At 63.9% G+C, this 18587-nt stretch carries 18 protein-coding genes; 10 read left to right on the top strand and 8 right to left on the bottom strand.

The window, feature by feature from the left end; genetic code table 11:
- Window positions 1-4: 4 nt before the first annotated feature.
- Both WFP36_RS02815 and ypfJ read right to left on the bottom strand, forming a co-directional pair.
- Window positions 5-619, bottom strand: coding sequence for a hypothetical protein (locus WFP36_RS02815; RefSeq protein WP_336977656.1), 615 nt, complete (start codon window positions 617-619; stop codon window positions 5-7).
- Entirely contained in the window at window positions 591-1460 is an 870-nt protein-coding gene (ypfJ, locus tag WFP36_RS02810) for a KPN_02809 family neutral zinc metallopeptidase (protein ID WP_336977654.1), read from the bottom strand. Before ypfJ ends, WFP36_RS02815 begins: the two co-directional genes overlap by 29 nt.
- 98 nt (window positions 1461-1558) lie before the next feature.
- Between ypfJ and WFP36_RS02805 the strand changes: the two genes are divergently transcribed.
- The 4 genes from WFP36_RS02805 (at window position 1559) to WFP36_RS02790 (ending at window position 5920) form a co-directional block, all read left to right on the top strand.
- Window positions 1559-2332, top strand: a complete 774-nt coding sequence (locus tag WFP36_RS02805) for a 3-hydroxybutyrate dehydrogenase (RefSeq protein ID WP_336977653.1) — start codon at window positions 1559-1561, stop codon at window positions 2330-2332.
- A gap of 219 nt (window positions 2333-2551) precedes the next feature.
- Window positions 2552-4018, top strand: coding sequence for an IMP dehydrogenase (guaB, locus tag WFP36_RS02800; RefSeq protein WP_336977651.1), 1467 nt, complete (start codon window positions 2552-2554; stop codon window positions 4016-4018).
- Window positions 4019-4175: 157 nt separating this feature from the next.
- The gene (locus tag WFP36_RS02795) at window positions 4176-5357 is read left to right on the top strand and encodes an RsmB/NOP family class I SAM-dependent RNA methyltransferase (RefSeq protein WP_336977649.1); all 1182 of its coding nucleotides are present in this window, start codon (window positions 4176-4178) and stop codon (window positions 5355-5357) included.
- A gap of 59 nt (window positions 5358-5416) precedes the next feature.
- The gene (locus WFP36_RS02790; protein ID WP_336977648.1) at window positions 5417-5920 is read left to right on the top strand and encodes a tetratricopeptide repeat protein; all 504 of its coding nucleotides are present in this window, start codon (window positions 5417-5419) and stop codon (window positions 5918-5920) included.
- Window positions 5921-6070: 150 nt separating this feature from the next.
- On the opposite strand, the gene WFP36_RS02785 is transcribed toward WFP36_RS02790, so the two are convergent.
- Window positions 6071-6556, bottom strand: coding sequence for an RNA pyrophosphohydrolase (locus tag WFP36_RS02785; RefSeq protein WP_336977646.1), 486 nt, complete (start codon window positions 6554-6556; stop codon window positions 6071-6073).
- The gene (locus WFP36_RS02780) at window positions 6553-7503 is read right to left on the bottom strand and encodes an alpha/beta hydrolase (protein ID WP_336977645.1); all 951 of its coding nucleotides are present in this window, start codon (window positions 7501-7503) and stop codon (window positions 6553-6555) included. The genes WFP36_RS02785 and WFP36_RS02780 overlap by 4 nt, the downstream gene beginning before the upstream one ends.
- A 184-nt stretch (window positions 7504-7687) precedes the next feature.
- On the opposite strand from WFP36_RS02780, the gene WFP36_RS02775 reads away from it, so the two are divergent.
- On the top strand, window positions 7688-9574 hold the full coding sequence (locus WFP36_RS02775) for a 2-oxoacid:acceptor oxidoreductase subunit alpha (protein WP_336977644.1): 1887 nt from the start codon (window positions 7688-7690) through the stop codon (window positions 9572-9574).
- Window positions 9575-9579: 5 nt separating this feature from the next.
- Window positions 9580-10614: a 2-oxoacid:ferredoxin oxidoreductase subunit beta gene (locus WFP36_RS02770; RefSeq protein WP_336977642.1), complete on the top strand. Its 1035-nt coding sequence runs from the start codon at window positions 9580-9582 to the stop codon at window positions 10612-10614.
- 22 nt (window positions 10615-10636) lie between these two features.
- Here the strand turns inward: WFP36_RS02770 and WFP36_RS02765 are convergent, their stop codons facing one another.
- A complete protein-coding gene (locus WFP36_RS02765) occupies window positions 10637-11344 on the bottom strand; it encodes a phosphatase PAP2 family protein (RefSeq protein ID WP_336977640.1) in 708 nt (235 codons plus the stop codon).
- Window positions 11345-11443: 99 nt separating this feature from the next.
- On the opposite strand from WFP36_RS02765, the gene WFP36_RS02760 reads away from it, so the two are divergent.
- From WFP36_RS02760 to WFP36_RS02745, 4 genes are all read left to right on the top strand, one after another.
- A complete protein-coding gene (locus WFP36_RS02760; protein ID WP_336977639.1) occupies window positions 11444-11908 on the top strand; it encodes an SMI1/KNR4 family protein in 465 nt (154 codons plus the stop codon).
- A 337-nt stretch (window positions 11909-12245) separates the two neighbouring features.
- Window positions 12246-13172 carry a metal-dependent hydrolase gene (locus WFP36_RS02755; protein ID WP_336977637.1) on the top strand — a complete coding sequence of 309 codons (927 nt, stop codon included), beginning with the start codon at window positions 12246-12248 and terminating at the stop codon, window positions 13170-13172.
- The gene (locus WFP36_RS02750) at window positions 13169-14569 is read left to right on the top strand and encodes a cryptochrome/photolyase family protein (RefSeq protein WP_336977636.1); all 1401 of its coding nucleotides are present in this window, start codon (window positions 13169-13171) and stop codon (window positions 14567-14569) included. The genes WFP36_RS02755 and WFP36_RS02750 overlap by 4 nt, the downstream gene beginning before the upstream one ends.
- Before the next feature lie 44 nt (window positions 14570-14613).
- On the top strand, window positions 14614-15861 hold the full coding sequence (locus tag WFP36_RS02745; protein WP_336977634.1) for a cyclopropane-fatty-acyl-phospholipid synthase family protein: 1248 nt from the start codon (window positions 14614-14616) through the stop codon (window positions 15859-15861).
- A gap of 6 nt (window positions 15862-15867) precedes the next feature.
- On the opposite strand, the gene WFP36_RS02740 is transcribed toward WFP36_RS02745, so the two are convergent.
- From WFP36_RS02740 to purF, 3 genes are all read right to left on the bottom strand, one after another.
- Window positions 15868-16218 carry a PilZ domain-containing protein gene (locus WFP36_RS02740; RefSeq protein WP_336977632.1) on the bottom strand — a complete coding sequence of 117 codons (351 nt, stop codon included), beginning with the start codon at window positions 16216-16218 and terminating at the stop codon, window positions 15868-15870.
- Window positions 16219-16316: 98 nt separating this feature from the next.
- On the bottom strand, window positions 16317-17048 hold the full coding sequence (locus WFP36_RS02735; protein ID WP_336977630.1) for an SDR family NAD(P)-dependent oxidoreductase: 732 nt from the start codon (window positions 17046-17048) through the stop codon (window positions 16317-16319).
- Window positions 17048-18550, bottom strand: a complete 1503-nt coding sequence (purF, locus tag WFP36_RS02730) for an amidophosphoribosyltransferase (protein WP_336977628.1) — start codon at window positions 18548-18550, stop codon at window positions 17048-17050. Before purF ends, WFP36_RS02735 begins: the two co-directional genes overlap by 1 nt.
- Between the last annotated feature and the right edge of the window lie 37 nt (window positions 18551-18587).

Raw genomic sequence — 18587 nt, 5'->3', positions numbered from 1 at the left:
CAGCCTAGTCCTTGGCGTTCTTGACCGCTTCCTGCTGCTGCTTGGCCTGTTCTTCCACCAGTCGCGCCTGTTCCGCTTCCTTCGCCAGCCTTGCGCGCACAGCGTCGTCTGCCGGGCGGGCGGGGTAGCGGCAGCCCTGTTTCAGGCCGATGCCCTTCAGATAGGCGCGGCGCATCACGCCGGCCATGATCGCATCCTGAAATTCGCGTTCATGCTTGTTGGCGCCGGAGATTTCGCGGATCACGCCGCGAAAGGGGATCAGCGCGCCGACGACTGACTTGGCCACGCTGCCCACGGTCATCTTGCGCTCATCGGCAGTGGCGACGTCGAAATCGGGGCCGAGGATGGCGTCCAGTTCTTCCACTGCCACGATGATCCTGCTGCATTTGTTCAGCCCGGCAGTGGCATAGGGATCGGCCTGTGCTGCGAGGAGCAGGGGCGGAATCTCGTCCTTTTCCAGATTGAGGTCTTCGATCGGCGTGACGGCCACGTCCCGCGCGGTCACTTTGTCGTCGGTTATCGGCTTGGGCTCGTCACGCGCGGCGAGCGGAGCGGCGAGGAGGGCGCAGGCGGCAGTGGCGGCGAGTGCCCTAGCGGAGAATATCGGCGAAGGTGTCACAGCTATCTTCGTTTCCTGTTTCGAGCCCTGTTTTCAGCCACTTCATACGCTGCGCACTTGAACCATGGGTGAAGGCGGCCTCCACCGGCCTCCGTCCGGCTTGCTCCATCAACGTGTCGTCGCCGACGGAGTGGGCTGCGGCCATGCCTTCCTCGATGTCGCCTGGCTCGATCCGGGCGCGGTTATTTGCTGCCCAGACGCCGGCATAGCAATCGGCCTGAAGCTCCATCCGCACTTGCAGGGCATTGTCCTGATCGGGGTTCCGCTGCTGCAACTGGCGGATTTGCCGGGCAAGCCCGGTAAGGTTCTGCACGTGATGGCCATATTCATGCGCCATCACATAAGCGCGGGCGAAATCGCCCTTGGCGCCCATGCGCTGGGCCATCTCGTCGAAGAAATCGGTGTCGATATAGATGCCCATGTCGCTGGGGCAGTAGAACGGGCCCATCGCGCTTTGTGCCTCGCCGCAGCCGGAACTGCCGGAGCGGGCATAGAAATTGAGCGTGGGCTGCTCGAACGCGACATTCGCCGCGCGGAATTTGGGCTCCCACGTCTCGTTGAGGCTGGCGAGATGCGCGCAGGCTTCGGTGCTGTACTGGTTGACCGCGCAGCTTTCTTCCACGGTGCGACCGCCTGCCGTCTGTTCCTGCACCTGGCCCTGCTGCGCATCCTGCAATCCGCCCAGCAGCTGCGCCGGGTCTGCCCCGGTGAAATAAGCCACTGCCAGCACAACCAGCACGCCCACGATGCCGATCCCGCCGCCGGGAAGACCGCCGCCCCCGCCGCCGCCCCGCTGGTCGCGCACGCGGATATTGGCCGGGTTGAAGTCGTTGAGGCGCATCGAAGAGGCATTCCCGCTATTGTGCAGTTGCGAAAAAGGGCTGGACCTGCCGCCCGCTTGGCGCGAATTCTGCCACGGCATTCGTCAGGGAGTCGAGCATGTTCCTCAAGGGTAAGCGCGCCGTCGTAACGGGATCGACTTCCGGCATCGGGCTCGGCATCGCCCGCGCGCTGGCGGCAGAGGGTGCTGCGGTGGTGCTCAACGGCTTCGGCGATGCGGAAGCGATTGCGGCGATCCTGCACGAATTGTCGGCCATGAGCGGGGCCGATGCGATGCATGTCCCGGCCGATCTGATGCAGCGTTCCGGTGTGGAAGCACTGATGGAGGCTGCCGGAGAGGTCGACATTCTGGTCAACAATGCCGGGATGCAACACGTTGCCCCGGTAGACGAATTCCCGCCCGAGAAATGGGACGCGATCATCGCGCTCAATCTCACGGCCGCTTTCGACACCAGCCGCATTGCCATTCCGCATATGAAGGCGGCGGGCTGGGGGCGCATCATCAACACGGCCAGCGCCCATTCGCTTGTCGCCTCGCCTTTCAAGGCAGCTTACGTCGCCGCCAAGCACGGGATCGCGGGGCTGACCAAGACGCTGGCGCTGGAACTGGCCCCGTTCGGCACCACGGTAAATTGCATCAGCCCCGGCTATGTCTGGACCCCGCTGGTTGAAAACCAGATTCCCGACACAATGAAGGCGCGGGGCATGACGCGCGAACAGGTGATGCATGACGTGCTGCTGGCAAAGCAGCCGACGAAGAAGTTCGTCCAGGTGGAGGAAGTGGCTGCGCTTGCGCTGTTCCTCTGCCGGGACGAGGCGCAGAATATCAATGGGGCAAATTACTCGATCGATGGCGGGTGGACGGCGGAGTGAATTAATTCGTCATTGCGAGGAGGCGTAGCCTCCGAAGCAATCCAGGGCGGATCGCGCAAAGGCCTTGGATTGCTTCGCTTCGCTCGCAATGACGAGCAATGCGCACCGTTCCGTAACAATATTGCGCAATTCGCCCTGCATTTGATTGGCGCACCCCCTAGCGGTTCTGGCCATGTGCGGTTACATGGGCCGCCACGATTCTCCAGAGGCGAGCGAGCAGTGGCACATTTTGATATCCCGACCGGCCTGACCTTCGACGACGTTCTGCTGCGTCCGGCGGAAAGCGATATCGTCCCCTCGCAGGCTAACACCGCAACCCGGCTTACCCGGGAAATCCGCCTGAACATTCCGGTGATCTCCGCCGCGATGGACACCGTCACCGAAGCCGACATGGCGATCGTCATGGCGCAGATGGGCGGCATCGGCGTGTTGCACCGCAATCTCACCGTGAAGCAGCAATGCGCCGCCGTCCGCCAGGTGAAGCGGTTCGAAAGCGGCATGGTGGTGAACCCCATCACCATCGCGCCCGACGCCACTCTGGGTGAGGCGCAGGCAATCATGCGCGATAACCGCATCAGCGGCATTCCCGTGGTGGAACCCGGCGGCAAGCTGGTGGGCATCCTGACCAATCGCGACGTGCGCTTTGCCGACAATGCGGCCCAGCCGGTGCGCGAGCTGATGACTCATGAGAATCTTGCCACCGTCCGCATCGGCGTGGGCCAGGATGAAGCGCGCAAGCTGCTGCACCAACGCCGCATCGAAAAGCTGCTGGTGGTGGACGATGCCTATCACTGCGTTGGCCTGATCACCGTGAAGGACATGGAAAAGGCCGTGACCTATCCCGAGGCGACGAAGGACAGCGCAGGCCGCCTGCGTGTCGCCGCGGCTACCACGGTGGGCGACAAGGGCTTCGAACGTACCGAGGCGCTGATCGACGCGGAATGCGACGTCGTCATCATCGATACCGCCCATGGCCACAACAAGGACGTGGCCAAGGCAGTCGAGCGGGTGAAGAAGCTGTCCAACGCGGTGCAGGTTGTGGCGGGCAATGTCGCCACGGCCGAAGCGACCAGGGCTCTGATCGACGCAGGCGCGGATGCGGTGAAGGTGGGCATCGGTCCCGGTTCCATCTGCACCACGCGCATCGTGGCGGGCGTGGGCGTGCCGCAGCTGACCGCGATCCTGGAAGCCGCCGAGGAAGCCCGCAAGGCGGGCGTGCCGATCATCGGCGACGGCGGCCTGCGTACCTCTGGCGACGCGGCCAAGGCTCTGGCGGCAGGTGCATCGACCGTGATGATCGGTTCGCTGCTGGCCGGCACGGAAGAGGCCCCCGGCGAGACGTTCCTCTATCAGGGCCGGGCCTATAAGTCCTATCGCGGCATGGGTTCCGTCGGCGCCATGGCGCGCGGCAGTGCCGACCGCTATTTCCAGCAGGATATCAAGGACCAGATGAAGCTGGTTCCTGAAGGGATCGAAGGCCAGGTGCCCTATAAGGGCCCGGCCAAGGACGTGATCCACCAGCTGGTGGGCGGCGTGAAGGCGGCCATGGGCTATACCGGTTCGGCCACGATCGAAGAGCTGCAGCAGCGCGGCAAGTTCATCCGCATCACCAATTCGGGCCTTGCCGAAAGCCATGTCCACGACGTGACGATCACGCGCGAGGCGCCGAATTACCCGACGCGGTGAGCAATTTGATCCTCCCCGAACCGGGGAGGGGGACCATGCGTAGCATGGTGGAGGGGCTGGTGCCTCATCCCGTGCTTTTTCTTGGTCGTGCCCTTCAGCGCGTGCCCCTCCACCGCCTGCGGCGGTGCCCCTCCCCGTGCCGGGGAGGATTCTTGGCATGACCCCCGCCGCACGCGTTCAGGCCGCTATCGACCTGCTCGACCAGATCATCGAAGCCGCGCGCCGCAATGGCGCTCCGGCTGACCGGCTGATTACCGAAGGCTTCCGCCAGCGCCGCTATGCCGGATCGAAAGACCGCCGCGCGATCCGCGAACTGGTCTATGGCGCGATCCGGGCCTGCGGGCCCATGCCGGAAAACGGCCGCGCGGCAATGCTGCGCCTTGCACAAGGCGATCCGGCGATCCACGTTCTGTTCGATGGTTCGGCCTATGGCCCGGCGGAGATCGGCGCGGAGGAAATGCCCGCGCAGGGCGGGATCGCGCCCGAATGGCTGGCAGCGAAGCTGGCCGCGTCCGGGATCGCAGGCGACGACGCGCGGGCGCTGCTGGGGCGGGCGCCGCTCGACATCAGGGTCAACACGCTCAAGGCGTCGCGGGAAATGCTGGAGCTTCCGGTGGCGGGTGAAGAACTCGCCGCTCCCGATGGCCTGCGCCTGCCTGAAGGAACGCCGGTCGATCAGTGGGATGCCTATGCGCGCGGGCAGGTCGAAGTGCAGGACGGCGGCAGCCAGATCTGTTGCCTTGCCGTGCAGGCCGCACCGGGCGAGACGGTGATCGACCTGTGTGCCGGGGCGGGAGGCAAGACGCTGGCGCTTGCCGCCGCGATGGAAAACAAGGGCACGCTGATCGCGGCCGATACGGACCGGGCGCGCCTGTCCCGTCTTGCGCCGCGGGCGGAGCGGGCCGGGGCCGTAGTGGCGGAAACAGTGCTGCTCGATCCGGGCCGTGAACCTGCTGCGCTGGAGAAGTGGCAGGGCAGGGCCGATGCTGTGCTGGTCGATGCGCCCTGTTCGGGTACCGGCACATGGCGCCGCAATCCCGAAGCACGCTGGCGCCTCACCGAAGCGCAGCTGGCACGTTATGTCGAGACGCAGGCGCGGCTGGTGGACATCGCCGCAGATCTCGTCCGGCCGGGTGGGCGGCTGGTCTATGTTACCTGTTCCCTGCTCGACGCAGAGGGCGCAGCGCAGGTGGGGGCGTTCCTGAAACGCCATCCCGACTGGCGCGCCGAGCAGTTGGAACTGCCCGCCGGAACCCCGCGCGGCGGGGGAATCCGCTTGACTCCGTCCGCCGATGGCACAGATGGTTTTTTCATCGCCCGTTTATCGAGGGCATGTTAGGTCCCGTCCCGATGGCTGACCAAGGCCGAAACAGAATGTCCGCGCTCAAGGAGTTCGCGATGCGTTATTTCCCCGCCGCCTGTGCCCTTTCGCTGCTTGTCGCGGTGTCGGCCAGCGTAGGGGAGGCTGGCACCTATCAGCCTGATCCGCGCGCCGCCTCGCTCGTCTCGCAGGGCCGCTCGCAGATCGAGGCGGGCAAGGTGCAGGAAGCGATCGACTCCTTCGAAGCCGCGCTGGCGATCGATCCGGGCTATTCCTCGGTCTATCTCGACCTTGCCGAGGCTGCGCGCCTCAACGGCATGCAGGGCAAGGCAATCCATTATTACCGCTCCGCGCAAGTGCGCGACCCGAGCAATCTCGCCGCGATTTCGGGCGAGGGCGAAGCATTGGTGGAAAAGGGCGCGGTGGAGAAGGCCAAGCGCAATCTCGCCAAGCTGGAATCCATGTGCGGCGCGAAATGCACGGAGACCAAGGCGCTCGCCAGTGCGATCGAGACGGCGCCTGCGCCCAAGGTGCTGACTGCCGAAGCGGTCCAGCCGGAGCCGGTTGTCAGCAATAACTGATTTTCAGTTCGTCATTGCGAGCGAAGCGACGCAATCCAGGGCCTTATGCCCTGGGCCGTGGATTGCTTCGGACCTTCGGTCCTCGCAATGACGAAGGCAGTCGACGTTGCAGCCAAGGGGTAGCCCGGGCCGCAACATCGAGCCTCTTCCTCAAATCAGATCCCTGAACTCTTCCAGCACCGCGCGGTAGACGCGCTTCTTGAAGGGCACGATCACTTCCGGGAGCAATTCCGGATCGATCCATTGCCACTCGCAGAATTCGGGCGGGTTGTGGGCTTCGAGGTTGATCTCGCTATCCAGCCCGGTGAAGCGCATCAGCAGCCAGAACTGGCGTTGGCCGCGATATTTCCCGCCCCACAGCCTGCCAATCAGTTCATCGGGCAGATCGTAGAGCAGTTCTTCCCGGCTGCGGGCAATCAGTGCGGCGCTGGCTTCGGTGACGCCGGTTTCCTCTGCCAGTTCGCGTAGGCCAGCCGTGACGATATCCTCGCCATCGTCCATCCCGCCTTGCGGCATCTGCCAGGCATCGCCTTCCTTATTGTCGATTCTGCGGCCGACGAAAACCTTGCCATCCCCGTTTACCAGCATCACGCCCACGCAGGGGCGATAGGGGAGGTCCCATTGGGATGTAGTCATGCAATCCGTTCCAGCGTGGCCTTGATTGCCCCCAGGATAGCAAGCAGGTCCCCATGAGCGCTAGGGATGGCTTTCCTGATCTGGACGAAACCGTGGATATTCCCGGCAAGTTCCAGATAGGTCACATCGGTTCCCGCCTGGATCAGCGCGGCGGCATAGGCGCGGCCCGAATCGCGCAGCGGATCGAGCGCGGCGGTGGCCAGCACCGTGGGCGGTGTTCCCGCGATGGGGCCAAGGATCGGATAGGCCCGGCGATCGTCGGGATCGAGGGCATAGGATCGGTCGAAGAATTCGATCGTGTCCTTCGTCAGCAGATAGCCCTCAGCGAATTGCGCATAGGATGCATGCGGTGCCAGCGGATCGGCGATGGGATAGATCGGCGCCTGCAGGATCACCGGCACTGCCGCCGGTTCCAGCATCAGCGACTGGGTGACGACGATGGCGAGGTTTCCGCCCGCGGAATCGCCCAGCGGGATCAGGCCGGTCACCTCGCGGCCGAGTTCGGCGGGGCTGGCGGCCAGCCAGCGGGCTGCCGCCTCGCAATCTTCGGGCGCGGCGGGGAAGGGGTGTTCGGGCGCCAGGCGGTATTCCACCGAGACCAGCGGCAGGTCCATTTCTGCCGCGATGGTGCGGCACGTTCGGTCATAGCTGGCGATGTCGCCGGCCACGAAACCGCCGCCATGGATGAAGACCAGCAGCGGCGAAGGTCCGCGCTCGGCCCGTGCGTCATACAGGCGCAGCGGCACCGGGCCTGCCGGGCCGGGCGCGGCAATGTCCTTCACCAGTGCCAGGTCGGGGCCGGGCAGCTGCGCGAATTCCTGCATCGCCGCCATCATGGCGCGGGTCTGCTCGATGGGAACGCTGGCGATGTCGGGGCGGTTCATCCCCGCCACCATGGTGAGGAAGGCGCGCACATCGTCACGCATGAAAGGCTCGCTGGCGTTCATGGAAACTCCTCTCCGGTCTTTGCATCAGGGATAAGGGCCCTGCGCGGGGCTTTCCATACGGATTTTGCCATCCGCTATTTTGACAGGGACAGAAAAACTTGATTGCGACACGCCTTGGTGGGGCATAGGGGCCCCACCATATTGCGAAAAATGGCGCGCTTCCTGCGCCCCGAAGGACAAGACAATGGCAACACTCGCAGCCGAAAAGCCGGTCGCCGCCACTCCCGTTCCCGAAGCGGTGGTCGTGCGTTTCGCGGGCGACAGCGGCGACGGCATGCAGCTCACCGGCGGGCAGTTCACGCTGTCCACTGCGCTGGCGGGCAACGATCTGGCCACTTTCCCGGACTTTCCGGCGGAAATCCGCGCGCCGCAGGGCACTCTGTTTGGCGTTTCGGCCTTCCAGATCAATTTCGGCTCGACCGAGATCGATACGGCGGGCGACGCGCCCGACGTGCTGATTGCCATGAACCCGGCGGCGCTGAAGGTGAACCTCGCCTCGCTCAAGCCGGGCGGGCTGATCATTGCCGACACGGGCGAGTTCACGAAGCGCAATCTCGAAAAGGCGAAGTACGAGACGAACCCGCTCGAAGACGGCTCGCTTGCCAAGTGGGACGTGCTGGCCTTCGACATTTCCGCGCTGACCATGGAATCCGTGAAGCCCTTCGGCCTCGGCAACAAGGAAGCGCTGCGCTGCAAGAACATGTGGACGCTGGGCCTGGCCCTGTGGATGTTCGACCGTGACCGGCAGCCGCTGATCGACTGGCTCAAGGGCAAGTTCGCCAAGGCGCCGACCATCGCCGACGCGAACATCGCCGCGCTGAATGCCGGCCATGCCTATGGCGAAACGGCGGAACTGGCCGGGCCGCTCAAGAAGCTGCACCTTGAAGCCTATCCGCAGCCCGCGGGCCTTTATCGCACCATCACCGGCGCCGAAGCGGTTTCGCTCGGCCTCGTGGCGGGTGCGCAGCTTGCCAATCTGCCGATGTTCTTCGGCGGCTATCCGATCACCCCGGCTTCCGCGATCCTGCACCATCTGGCGCGGCTCAAGGAATTCGGCGTCACTACTTTCCAAGCGGAAGACGAGATCGCCGCGATCTGTTCGGCCATCGGCGCGTCCTATGCGGGCCAGCTGGGCGTCACCAGTTCGTCGGGCCCCGGCATTGCGCTGAAGGGCGAGGCGATGGGCCTTGCGATCATGACCGAACTGCCGCTCGTCATCGTCAATTCCCAGCGCGGCGGCCCGTCCACCGGCCTGCCGACCAAGACCGAGCAGAGCGACCTCTATCAGGCGGTCTATGGCCGCAATGGCGACGCGCCGATGCCCGTCATCGCCGCCCGTTCGCCCGCCGACGCCTTCGATTGCGCGATTGAGGCTTGCCGCATCGCCGTGCAGTATATGACCCCGGTGATGCTGCTGACCGATGGCTATATCGGCAATGCAGCCGAGCCGTGGAAGGTGCCCGATCCCGCCACTTACGAGCCGTTCCCGGTGACTTTCCTCACCGAAAAGAACTCCAAGGACGCGGAAGGCAACGATCTGCTGCTGCCCTTCGCGCGTGACGAGAAGGGCGCCCGCCCGTGGATCAAGCCCGGCACGCCCGGCCTGATGCACCGTATCGGCGGCATCGAGAAGAACCCCGGCACCGGCAATATCGACTATTCGCCCGCCAGCCACCAGACCATGACCGATGCCCGCAAGGCAAAGGTGGATGGCGTGGCCAAGGGCGTTCCGCCGCAGGAAGTCACTCAGGGCAATCCTACCGGCAAGCTCGCCGTGGTCGGCTGGGGCTCCACCTATGGCCCGATCCACCAGGCCGTGCGCCGCGCCCGCGCCAAGGGGCTCGACGTCAGCCAGATTCATGTCCGCCATGTCTGGCCGCTGCCCGCCAATCTGGGCGAGCTGCTCAAGGGCTTCGACAAGATCCTGGTGCCCGAAATGAACACCGGCCAGTTCAAGACCGTTCTGCGCGACCAGCTGCTGGTCGATGCAAGGCCCTTCACCAAGACGAGCGGCCAGCCTTTCACTATCGCCGAAATCGAAGCGGCGATTGAATCCATGCTGGCGGAGTAAGCTCAATGAACGACATGACTCCGATCCAGACCACGCTGAAGGACTGGGAAACCGACCAGGAAGTGCGCTGGTGCCCGGGTTGCGGCGATTACGCGATCCTCAAGGCCGTGCAGCGCACTCTGCCGCAGCTGGGTGCCGACCCGAAGAACACCGTGTTCGTTTCGGGCATCGGCTGTTCCAGCCGCTTCCCCTATTATGTGGAAAGCTACGGCTTCCACACGATCCACGGCCGTGCGCCCGCTTTTGCCACCGGCATCAAGCTGGCCAATCCGGACCTCGACGTGTGGATGGTCACGGGTGACGGCGATGGCCTGTCCATCGGCGGCAACCATTTGATGCATGTGCTGCGCCGGAACGTGAATTTGCAGATCATGCTGTTCAACAACGAGATCTACGGCCTGACCAAGGGGCAATATTCGCCCACCAGCCGTGAAGGCACTTTGTCGCCTTCCACGCCGCTGGGTTCGGTGGACCGCCCGGCCAACCCCTGCGCCTTCGCGCTGGGCGTGGGCGCGCGCTTCGTGGCGCGCGGTTTCGACGTGTCGAAGAACCTGCCGGACGTGCTCAAGGCCGCTCATGCCCATCAGGGCGCAGCCTTCGTGGAAATTTTCCAGAACTGCATCGTCTACAACAAGGACGTGTTCAACGATTTCGCCGCGCCCAAGGGCGGGGAAGATCGCCAGCTCTGGCTGCAGGACGGCCAGCCGCTGCTGTTCGCCAATGGCACCAAGGGCATCAGCCTGAACCGCGACACCTGCAGCCTTGAAGTGGTGGACGTTGTCGATGGCGACTGGGAGGCTGCCGGCGTCACCGTGCACGATGTGAAGAACCGTGCATTGGCGCATATGCTGGTGGAAATGCCCTTCGGCGCGTTCCCGATGGCGCTGGGCGTGATCTATGACGATCCGCGCCCGACTTTCGAAAGCGCCGTGATTGCCCAGAATGCCAAGGCCAGCGAAGGCAAGGTCGCCGATCTCGCCAAGCTGCTTGCCAAGGGCCAGACCTGGACGGTCGAAGCCTCGGACGCCGACCACATCTGACGGGATATAGCGAGCGGCCCTCCTACTTGGAGGAGGGCTGCTCGATCCTGTGCCATTCCTGCATCCGGCTGGCCACCAGCCCCATCAGCAGTGCCCATGCGCCGCCAATGCTCCACCCCGCCAGCACGTCGCTTGGCCAGTGGACGCCCAGATAGATGCGCGAAAAGCCGATAATCAGCGTCAGCCCCACTGCGCAGAGCAGGATGAACAACCGCGTCGAACGCTCCCGGTAATTGCGCGAGACGATGGCGCCCAGCGTCAGGAACACGATGGCGCTGTTCATCGCGTGCCCGCTGGGGAAGCTGAGCGAACTGACTTCTACCAGATGATGCACAACGTCCGGCCGGGGCCGTGCGAACAGATGTTTAAGCGCGGTTCCGGCCAATGCCCCGCTGACTGTGGCGCAAACCATCAGCCCGGCCATGCGCCAGCGCCGATGGAGCAACAGCAGCGCGGTGGACAGGATCACCGCCAGCGTCAGAACAGTCACACCACCCAATGCGGTCAGGTCCACCATGGCGGTGTTGAACCAATGCGGCCCGACCGGCACCGCGTAATCGGGCGGACTGCGCAGGGCCGTGATGATCGCGCGATCGAAACCAAGCGGCTCATCTTCGGTAACTTCATGCGCCAACCCGGCAAAACAGGTGAGCAGCACCGCCACCCCGGCAAAGATCGGTGCGGCTTTCAGGTGCAGATGGTTATCGCGAGGCTGGGCAGAGCTGTTCATCGGTTGTGTTGTGTTCGCCTTGGCATCGGGAATTCAAGGATATTGCATGTTGCGGTTGTTCTGCTGTCCTGCAATTCAACCAGTGCCGGAGTTCATGATATGGCTGTTTCGATACCAGAAATGTCGCCGCCAGCCGCCGAAGATTTGGGCGCTTTGGCCGATTGGGTCGGGCGCTCGCTCCCGGCGAGCTATGTCGATTTTGTGCGCCGGCATGATGGTGCGACACTGCCAGACAATTCGATCAAGACATTGGATAATGAGCTTACAGTTGTGCGGTTCATCCCCGTCTGTGAAGCGACAAGCATGGCTACGAATGTGGAAGGCTTTCCCGTAGCCGTGATCCCCCTTGCCGAGGATGATTGCGGGAATCACTTTTACATCGAGCCGTCGACTGGTGCCGTCCATTTTTGGGATCACGAATTGGATGGACTGGATGAGTTGGTAGCGGAGGACGTCGATGCTTTCGTTGAAAAGCTCATGCCATTTGATGCGCGGGCGGTGGCGCTTGATCCTGGGCAAGTGAAACGTGTCTGGGTCAACCCATCATTCAAGCCTGAATTCTGATCATCTTTGGCGGTCGATCAAGCCTTTCACCAAACTACTTAAGGCTTGGTGCGGGCGAGAGGCGGTGCGGATGCAGTCAAAGCCGTCAGTGCGTATCGCACGACCTAAAGCCGTGAATCGAGCCTGCCCCAAGAAACACTTTCCTACTCTCGCCCTCGCTGCTTTGATGCGTCGGAACGGGGCCGCGCCTGTGATTGCCGGGGAGAAGGTGAGTGAACGAAAAGTCACACGAGGTGTTGCATATCCCCCATGCAAGGCGATGTTATAAAACGATAATCCTCCGAAAAGTCACACAGTTTCACTACCCGTTTTGTGTCACTTTCGCCGGGGCATCCGCATGGACAATCTGACACACAGCCTGGTCGGCGCGCTGCTGGGGCAGGCGGGGCTGAAGCGGAAGACCGGGCTGGCCATGCCGGCGCTGATCATCGGCGCGAATATTCCCGACATCGACGCGACCTGCACGATCTATGGCATCGAAAGCCTCGCCATGCGGCGCGGGCTGACGCATGGCCCCATCGCCTGGGTGCTGCTGCCATTGATCCTTGCCGGGCTGCTCTGGTGGTTCGATCGCTGGCAGGCGCAGCGCGGCAAAAGGCCGGAAGCGCGGCTGCCGGTGCATTTCGGCTGGCTCTGGGCGCTCAGTCTGATTGGTTGCCTTACTCATCCGGCAATGGACTGGTTGAACAATTACGGCATCCGCCTGCTGGAGCCGTTCAGCCACCGCTGGTTCTATGGCGATTCGATCTTCATCATCGATCTCTGGCTGTGGCTGGGCATGGGCTTTGCCGTGACGCTCTCGCTGCGGCGGGAAAAGAGGGGCGGGGAGTGGCGCAAACCGGCGCGGATCGCGTTGGCCATGGTGCTGGCCTATATCGGCGGCAATATCGCCTTAAGCCGCTTCGCTGCCGAACAGGCGCGGATGCACGATCCCTATCCGGCGGTTGCCTATGTCACGCCGGTGCCGCTGGCCTTCTGGCAGCGCGATGTGCTGGCGCAAGGCGCGGATGGCCGATGGTTTCGGCAGCGCTTCCCCAATGGACAGGTCGAGTGGCTGGAGCCGGTCGATAAATGCAACTGGCCTGATGTGGAGCACCTGACCATGAACCGACCCGATCTTGCCGCATTCCTGTTCTGGTCGCGCATGCCGATCGTCACACCTGCCGCGAATGGCAAGGGTATCGAGTTCAACGATGCACGCTTCTTCGATCCGCTGACGCGCGGACGATTCTCGGTGGAGGTGCCGGGAGTCTCCTGCAAGTGACCGCAGCCCAAATCGTCTGGCTGCGCCGCGATCTGCGCCTTGCCGATCAGCAGGCCTTCCACGCTGCGGCCGCCGCCGGGCCGGTGATTCCCGTCTATGTGCTGGATGACGAGACGCCCCGGCATCGCAAGATGGGCGGGGCGAGTCGCTGGTGGCTGCATCACAGTCTTGCCGCTCTGGCACGCGATCTGGAGGCGCGCGGATCGCGGCTGATCCTGCGGCGTGGCCGGTGTGACGAAGTGTTGGCGGCTCTGGCGGCGGAAACCGGCGCGACAGCGGTTCACGCCCTGCGCCATGTCGAGCCGTGGTGGCGCAATGCGGAGCGAGCCCTTGCCGAGGCTTTGCCTGAAGGTGTCGCGTTCGAGCGGCATGATCGCCTTTATCTGATGCCCCCCGGCAGCGTGACGAGCGGGCAGGGCGGGCAATATCGCATCTTCACGCCGTTCTATCGCGCGCTGCTGCTGCATATGCCGCCATCTGCTCCGCTGCCGGAGCCCGAACTTTCCGCGCCAGCTGCATGGCCTGCTTCGGACCGTTTGGAGGATTGGGCGCTGCTGCCGACTCGCTCCGATTGGGGGGCCGGCTTTCGCGAAGCATGGCACTGCGGCGAAGCGGCGGCGCATGCGCAACTGGAAGACTTCGCCGGACGAGTCGCCGCCTATGACGAGGCGCGCAACTTGCTTTCCATCGACGGATCGAGTCGCCTTTCACCGCATCTGCATTTCGGCGAGATTTCGCCCGCGCAGGTGTGGCATCGGCTTGATCGCAAGGGAAACGGCGGTTCCGCCAGTTTCCTGCGCGAAGTGGTGTGGCGCGATTATGCCGCCACGATCCTGCGCCAGTTTCCCGACTATCCCGAGCGCCCCTACAAGCCGGAGTTCGAGCAATTCGCGTGGCGCGATCCGCTGAACGACTCGCAGGCGGCGGACGATCTGGCGGCTTGGCAGCAGGGCCGGACCGGCTATCCCATAGTCGATGCCGGGATGCGGCAGCTCTGGGTCACGGGCTGGATGCATAATCGGGTGCGGATGATCGCGGCCAGTTTCCTCATCAAGCATCTGCTGATCGACTGGCGCCATGGTGAACGCTGGTTCTGGGACACGCTGGTGGATGCCGATTACGGCAATAATGGCGTGAACTGGCAGTGGTCGGCCGGGTGCGGTGCCGATGCGAACATGTTCGGGCGAATCATGGCGCCGCTCACCCAGAGCGAGAAATTCGATTGCGCGGCCTATATCCGCCAATGGGTGCCCGAACTGTCCGGGCTGGATGCGCCCTATATCCACGATCCCGATTCCTACGGGATGCGCCCAAGCGATTATCCGCGAAAACGCGTAGGTCATCGCGAGGGGAGGGAACGGGCGCTGGCGGCCTGGGAAGCGCTCCGAAGCGGATAGGCTGGCGGCTTGCCCAATCGCGACTCGAGAGTCATACTCGAGTCATGTCTGTGGAGGGGATCAGACGAGGCGACATGCTGCTGGAAGGCAGCCACCGGGTTCATACCGGCCCGTCTTTCCTTGCGCGCCTGTTTGCCGGTGGCGGCCACAAGCTGCTGGACGAGTTTGACCGCGGACTCGCGACGGGCAGGCTTTCGGCCCATCTTCCCGATGGAACAACCCGCCAGCTGGGTGGCCGCGCGCCGGGTATCGATGCGGAGATCACGCTGCATGACTGGCGTGCGCTGGTTCGGCTCGCCACTGCCGGTTCGGTGGGTTTCTATCAGGCATGGGACGCGGGCGAATGGTCCAGCCCCGATGAGGTGGCGCTGTTCGCGCTGGTGATGGCGAATGGCGAAGCGCTGGGCGATGCTGGCCGCGCCAAGGGGCCATGGCGCTTCGCCGGGCGGCTGCTTCACTGGCTCAATCGCAATACGCGGGAACGGGCAGAGCGGAACATCCATGCCCATTACGATCTGGGCAACGATTTCTACGGTGCCTGGCTCGATCCGACGATGAGCTATTCCAGCGGGCTGTATTACGATCCGGCGCAGGAGGCGGCGCTGGAGGCTTCGCAATATTCCAAGTGGCAGCGACTCGCGCAGCGGCTGGGCAATCCGGAACATTTGCTGGAGATCGGCTGCGGCTGGGGCGCGCTGAGCAATTACTTCGCCTCGCGCGGGAGCCAGGTGACCGGCATCAGCCTGTCGGACGAGCAGTTGCACTGGGCAGCCTCGCACCAGTCTGGCGCGATAGACTTCCGTCATCAGGATTATCGGGACGTTTCCGGCCAGTTCGACGGAATCGTCAGTGTGGAAATGGTCGAGGCTGTGGGGCGGGAGTATTGGCCCTCCTTCTTCGATTGCCTGGCCCGCAACCTGCGCCCGGGTGGCCGGGCCGCGATCCAGTTCATCGCGATGCGGGAGGAACTGTTCGATGGGTATGCTCACAATGCCGATTTCATTCAGGCCTATGTTTTCCCCGGCGGGCTGCTGATTCGCACCAGCGAGTTCCAGCGCCTTGCCGCCGAACGGGGCCTGTCATGGGAGGATCAGGAAGATTTCGGGCTCGATTATGCCGAAACGCTGAAGGCATGGCGGGTGAATTTCGATCGCGCCGTGGCGGAAGGGCGGCTGCCAGAAGGGTTCGATGAACGCTTCTGCCGCTTGTGGCGCTTCTACCTGATGTATTGCGAAGGCGGCTTCCGCGGCGGCGGAATCACTGTCAGCCAGGCGACCTTGATCAAGCGCTGACGCAGTTCAGATCTGCTTGTAGACCCCGTCACCCCGGAAGCGGGCGACCAGATTGTCATGCACGATGGGGCTGATCAGCTGGGAAAAGGCGCAGCCGCAGATCGCATTGTCCCACCACACGACTTCCGCCTGCAGTGCTTCCAGCCCCGGCAGAGTCAGCCAGCAGAGGGAGCGCGGATACATGCGGTTGATCGCGGTCGCGGAAAATCCGGAGAGCGACAGATCGTGGACCACTGTCTGAAAGCCGCGTCCGCCGGAAACCCGCAATTGGGCGGGGATGGTGATCCGGGTGCGCGGTGCGCAGCGATCTTCCTGCGCGGCGATCTCGTAGCGGGTCGTAACCCTCTCATTGTTCATCGCGGCGGTCTCCCATTACCTGAAAGGTCCACGGGAGGGGCATCCCGTGGTTGAGACAGGATGCGCGATTCTGCTTTATCCGCTCTTTTCGGAGCTGGTTAACCGGCCGGCTGAACTCGTTCACGATGGCAGGTGGGGAAATCCTCCTGCACCAGTGCCACGATCCGGTCTGCCACGACTTCCGGCGCCTTCACCGTCTGCGGATCTTCGCCCGGATAGGCGCGTGCGCGCATCGCGGTGCGGGTCGCTCCCGGATCGAGAATCGCGACGCGGATTTCGGAAATCCGGGCCACTTCCTGCGCATGGCATTCCAGCAGTGCCTCGAACGCGGCCTTGCTGGCGGCATAGGCGCCCCAGTAAGGGCGCGGTGCCTGAGCAAGGCTGCTGGTGAGGCCGATGATCCGCGCATTCTTGCTGCGCTTCAGCATCGGATCGAAGGCCGCGATGAGCGCCTGCGTGGCGAGCACATTGGTAGTGAGCGCCTGATTGAAATAGCGCGGTTCGATCTGCGTCACAGGGCCGAGTTGCGGCAGGAAGGCTGCCGACAGCACCATGATATCCAGCGAATCCCAGCGATTGGAAATGGCCGTGGCGAGGCGGGCGATCGCGTCGGGCTCGCCCAGATCGAGCGGAGCGATCGTGGCGCTGCCGCCAGCCTGGTGGATCGCTTCCTCGACTTCCTCGAGCAGCGCCGCATCGCGGCCGGTGATCACGACATGGGCCCCGGCAGAAGCCAGCGCCTTGGCCGTGGCCGCGCCGATGCCTCGGCTAGCCCCGGTGACGAGCGCTACCTGGCCGTCAAGCGGCTTTGTCCCGAACGCAGTGGCCATCAGGCGACCTTGTTGACCGGCAGGGAAAGCTGCGCCGCTTCGGTTTCGCGACGGGCAAGATCGGTCAGGCTGGTGGGATAGTCGCCTGTGAAGCAGGCGTCGCAATATTGCGGGCAGTCATTGTTGCGCTGCTTGTGACCCACGGCGCGATAAAGGCCGTCGATCGAGACGAAGGCGAGACTGTCGGCCTGGATGAAGTCGCGCATCGCATCGAGATCCATGCGGCCTGCGAGCAGCTTGGAACGTTCGGGCGTATCGACGCCGTAATAGCAGCCCCAGCCGGTGGGCGGGCTGGCGACGCGGAAATGCACTTCCTTGGCGCCTGCATCGCGCATCATCTGCACGATCTTGAGGCTGGTAGTGCCGCGCACGATCGAATCGTCGATCAGGACGATGCGCTTGCCTTCCACGATCAAGCGGTTGGCATTGTGCTTGCGCTTCACGCCGGCATGGCGCGCGCCGTCCGAAGGCTGGATGAAGGTGCGGCCCACATAGTGGGAACGGATGATGCCCAGTTCGAAGGGAATGCCCGATTGCTGGGAAAAGCCGATGGCCGCCGGCACGCCGCTATCGGGGACCGCCACAACCAGATCGGCCTCGGCCGGGCTTTCCAGCGCCAGCTGCACGCCGATTTCCTTGCGCACGGAATAGACGGCGCGGTTATCGAGGATCGAGTCCGGACGGCTGAAATAGACATGCTCGAAGATGCAGGGCCGCGCATTCGGATTGCCGAAGGGACGGTGCGTTTCGAGCGCGCCAGCGTGATCGACGCGGATGAGTTCGCCCGGTTCGACTTCGCGGATGAATTCGGCACCCACGACGTCGAGCGCCACGGTTTCGCTCGCGAAGATGGTCGCATCGCCGATCCGGCCCATCACCAGCGGGCGGATGCCCAGCGGGTCGCGGCAGGCAATCATGCCTTCTGGCGTCATCACGATCAGCGAATAGGCGCCTTCCAGCATGCGCAGCGCGTCGATGAAGCGGTCGAGCATGGTGGGGAAGCGGCTGGTCGCCACGAGGTGGATGATTACCTCGGTGTCCGAGGTCGACTGGAAGATCGCCCCGTTCTTCACCAGATCCTGCTTGAGCGACATGGCATTGGAGATGTTGCCATTATGCGCGATGGCAAAGCCGCCCGAGGCGAGATCGGCGTAGAGCGGCTGGATATTGCGCAGGCCGGAGCCGCCAGTGGTGGAATAGCGGACATGACCCGCTGCGGAGCGGCCCGGCAGTTCGGCCAGTGCCTCGCCGGAGGAGAAGTTCTCCGCCACATGGCCCAGGCCGCGGCGGGAGAAGAACTCGCTGCCGTCGAAGCTGGTGATGCCGGCCGCTTCCTGGCCGCGATGCTGAAGCGCGTGGAGGCCGAGCGCGCAGATCGCCGAAGCGTCTGCCGCACCGATAACCCCGAACACACCGCATTCCTCGTGGAGCTTGTCGTCGCCCGATTCGTCGGACCAGATGTCCCACGGGGTTGCGTCGCGCAGGGAATCGCGTTCGATCATGATTTTTGGGTGACTCGCCAGCCTTGGGAACGCCCTT

The sequence above is a fragment of the Fulverythrobacter fulvus genome (assembly GCF_037154085.1).
Lineage (GTDB): Bacteria > Pseudomonadota > Alphaproteobacteria > Sphingomonadales > Sphingomonadaceae > Andeanibacterium > Andeanibacterium fulvum.
This window is presented reverse-complemented; position numbering and strand designations above follow the sequence as displayed.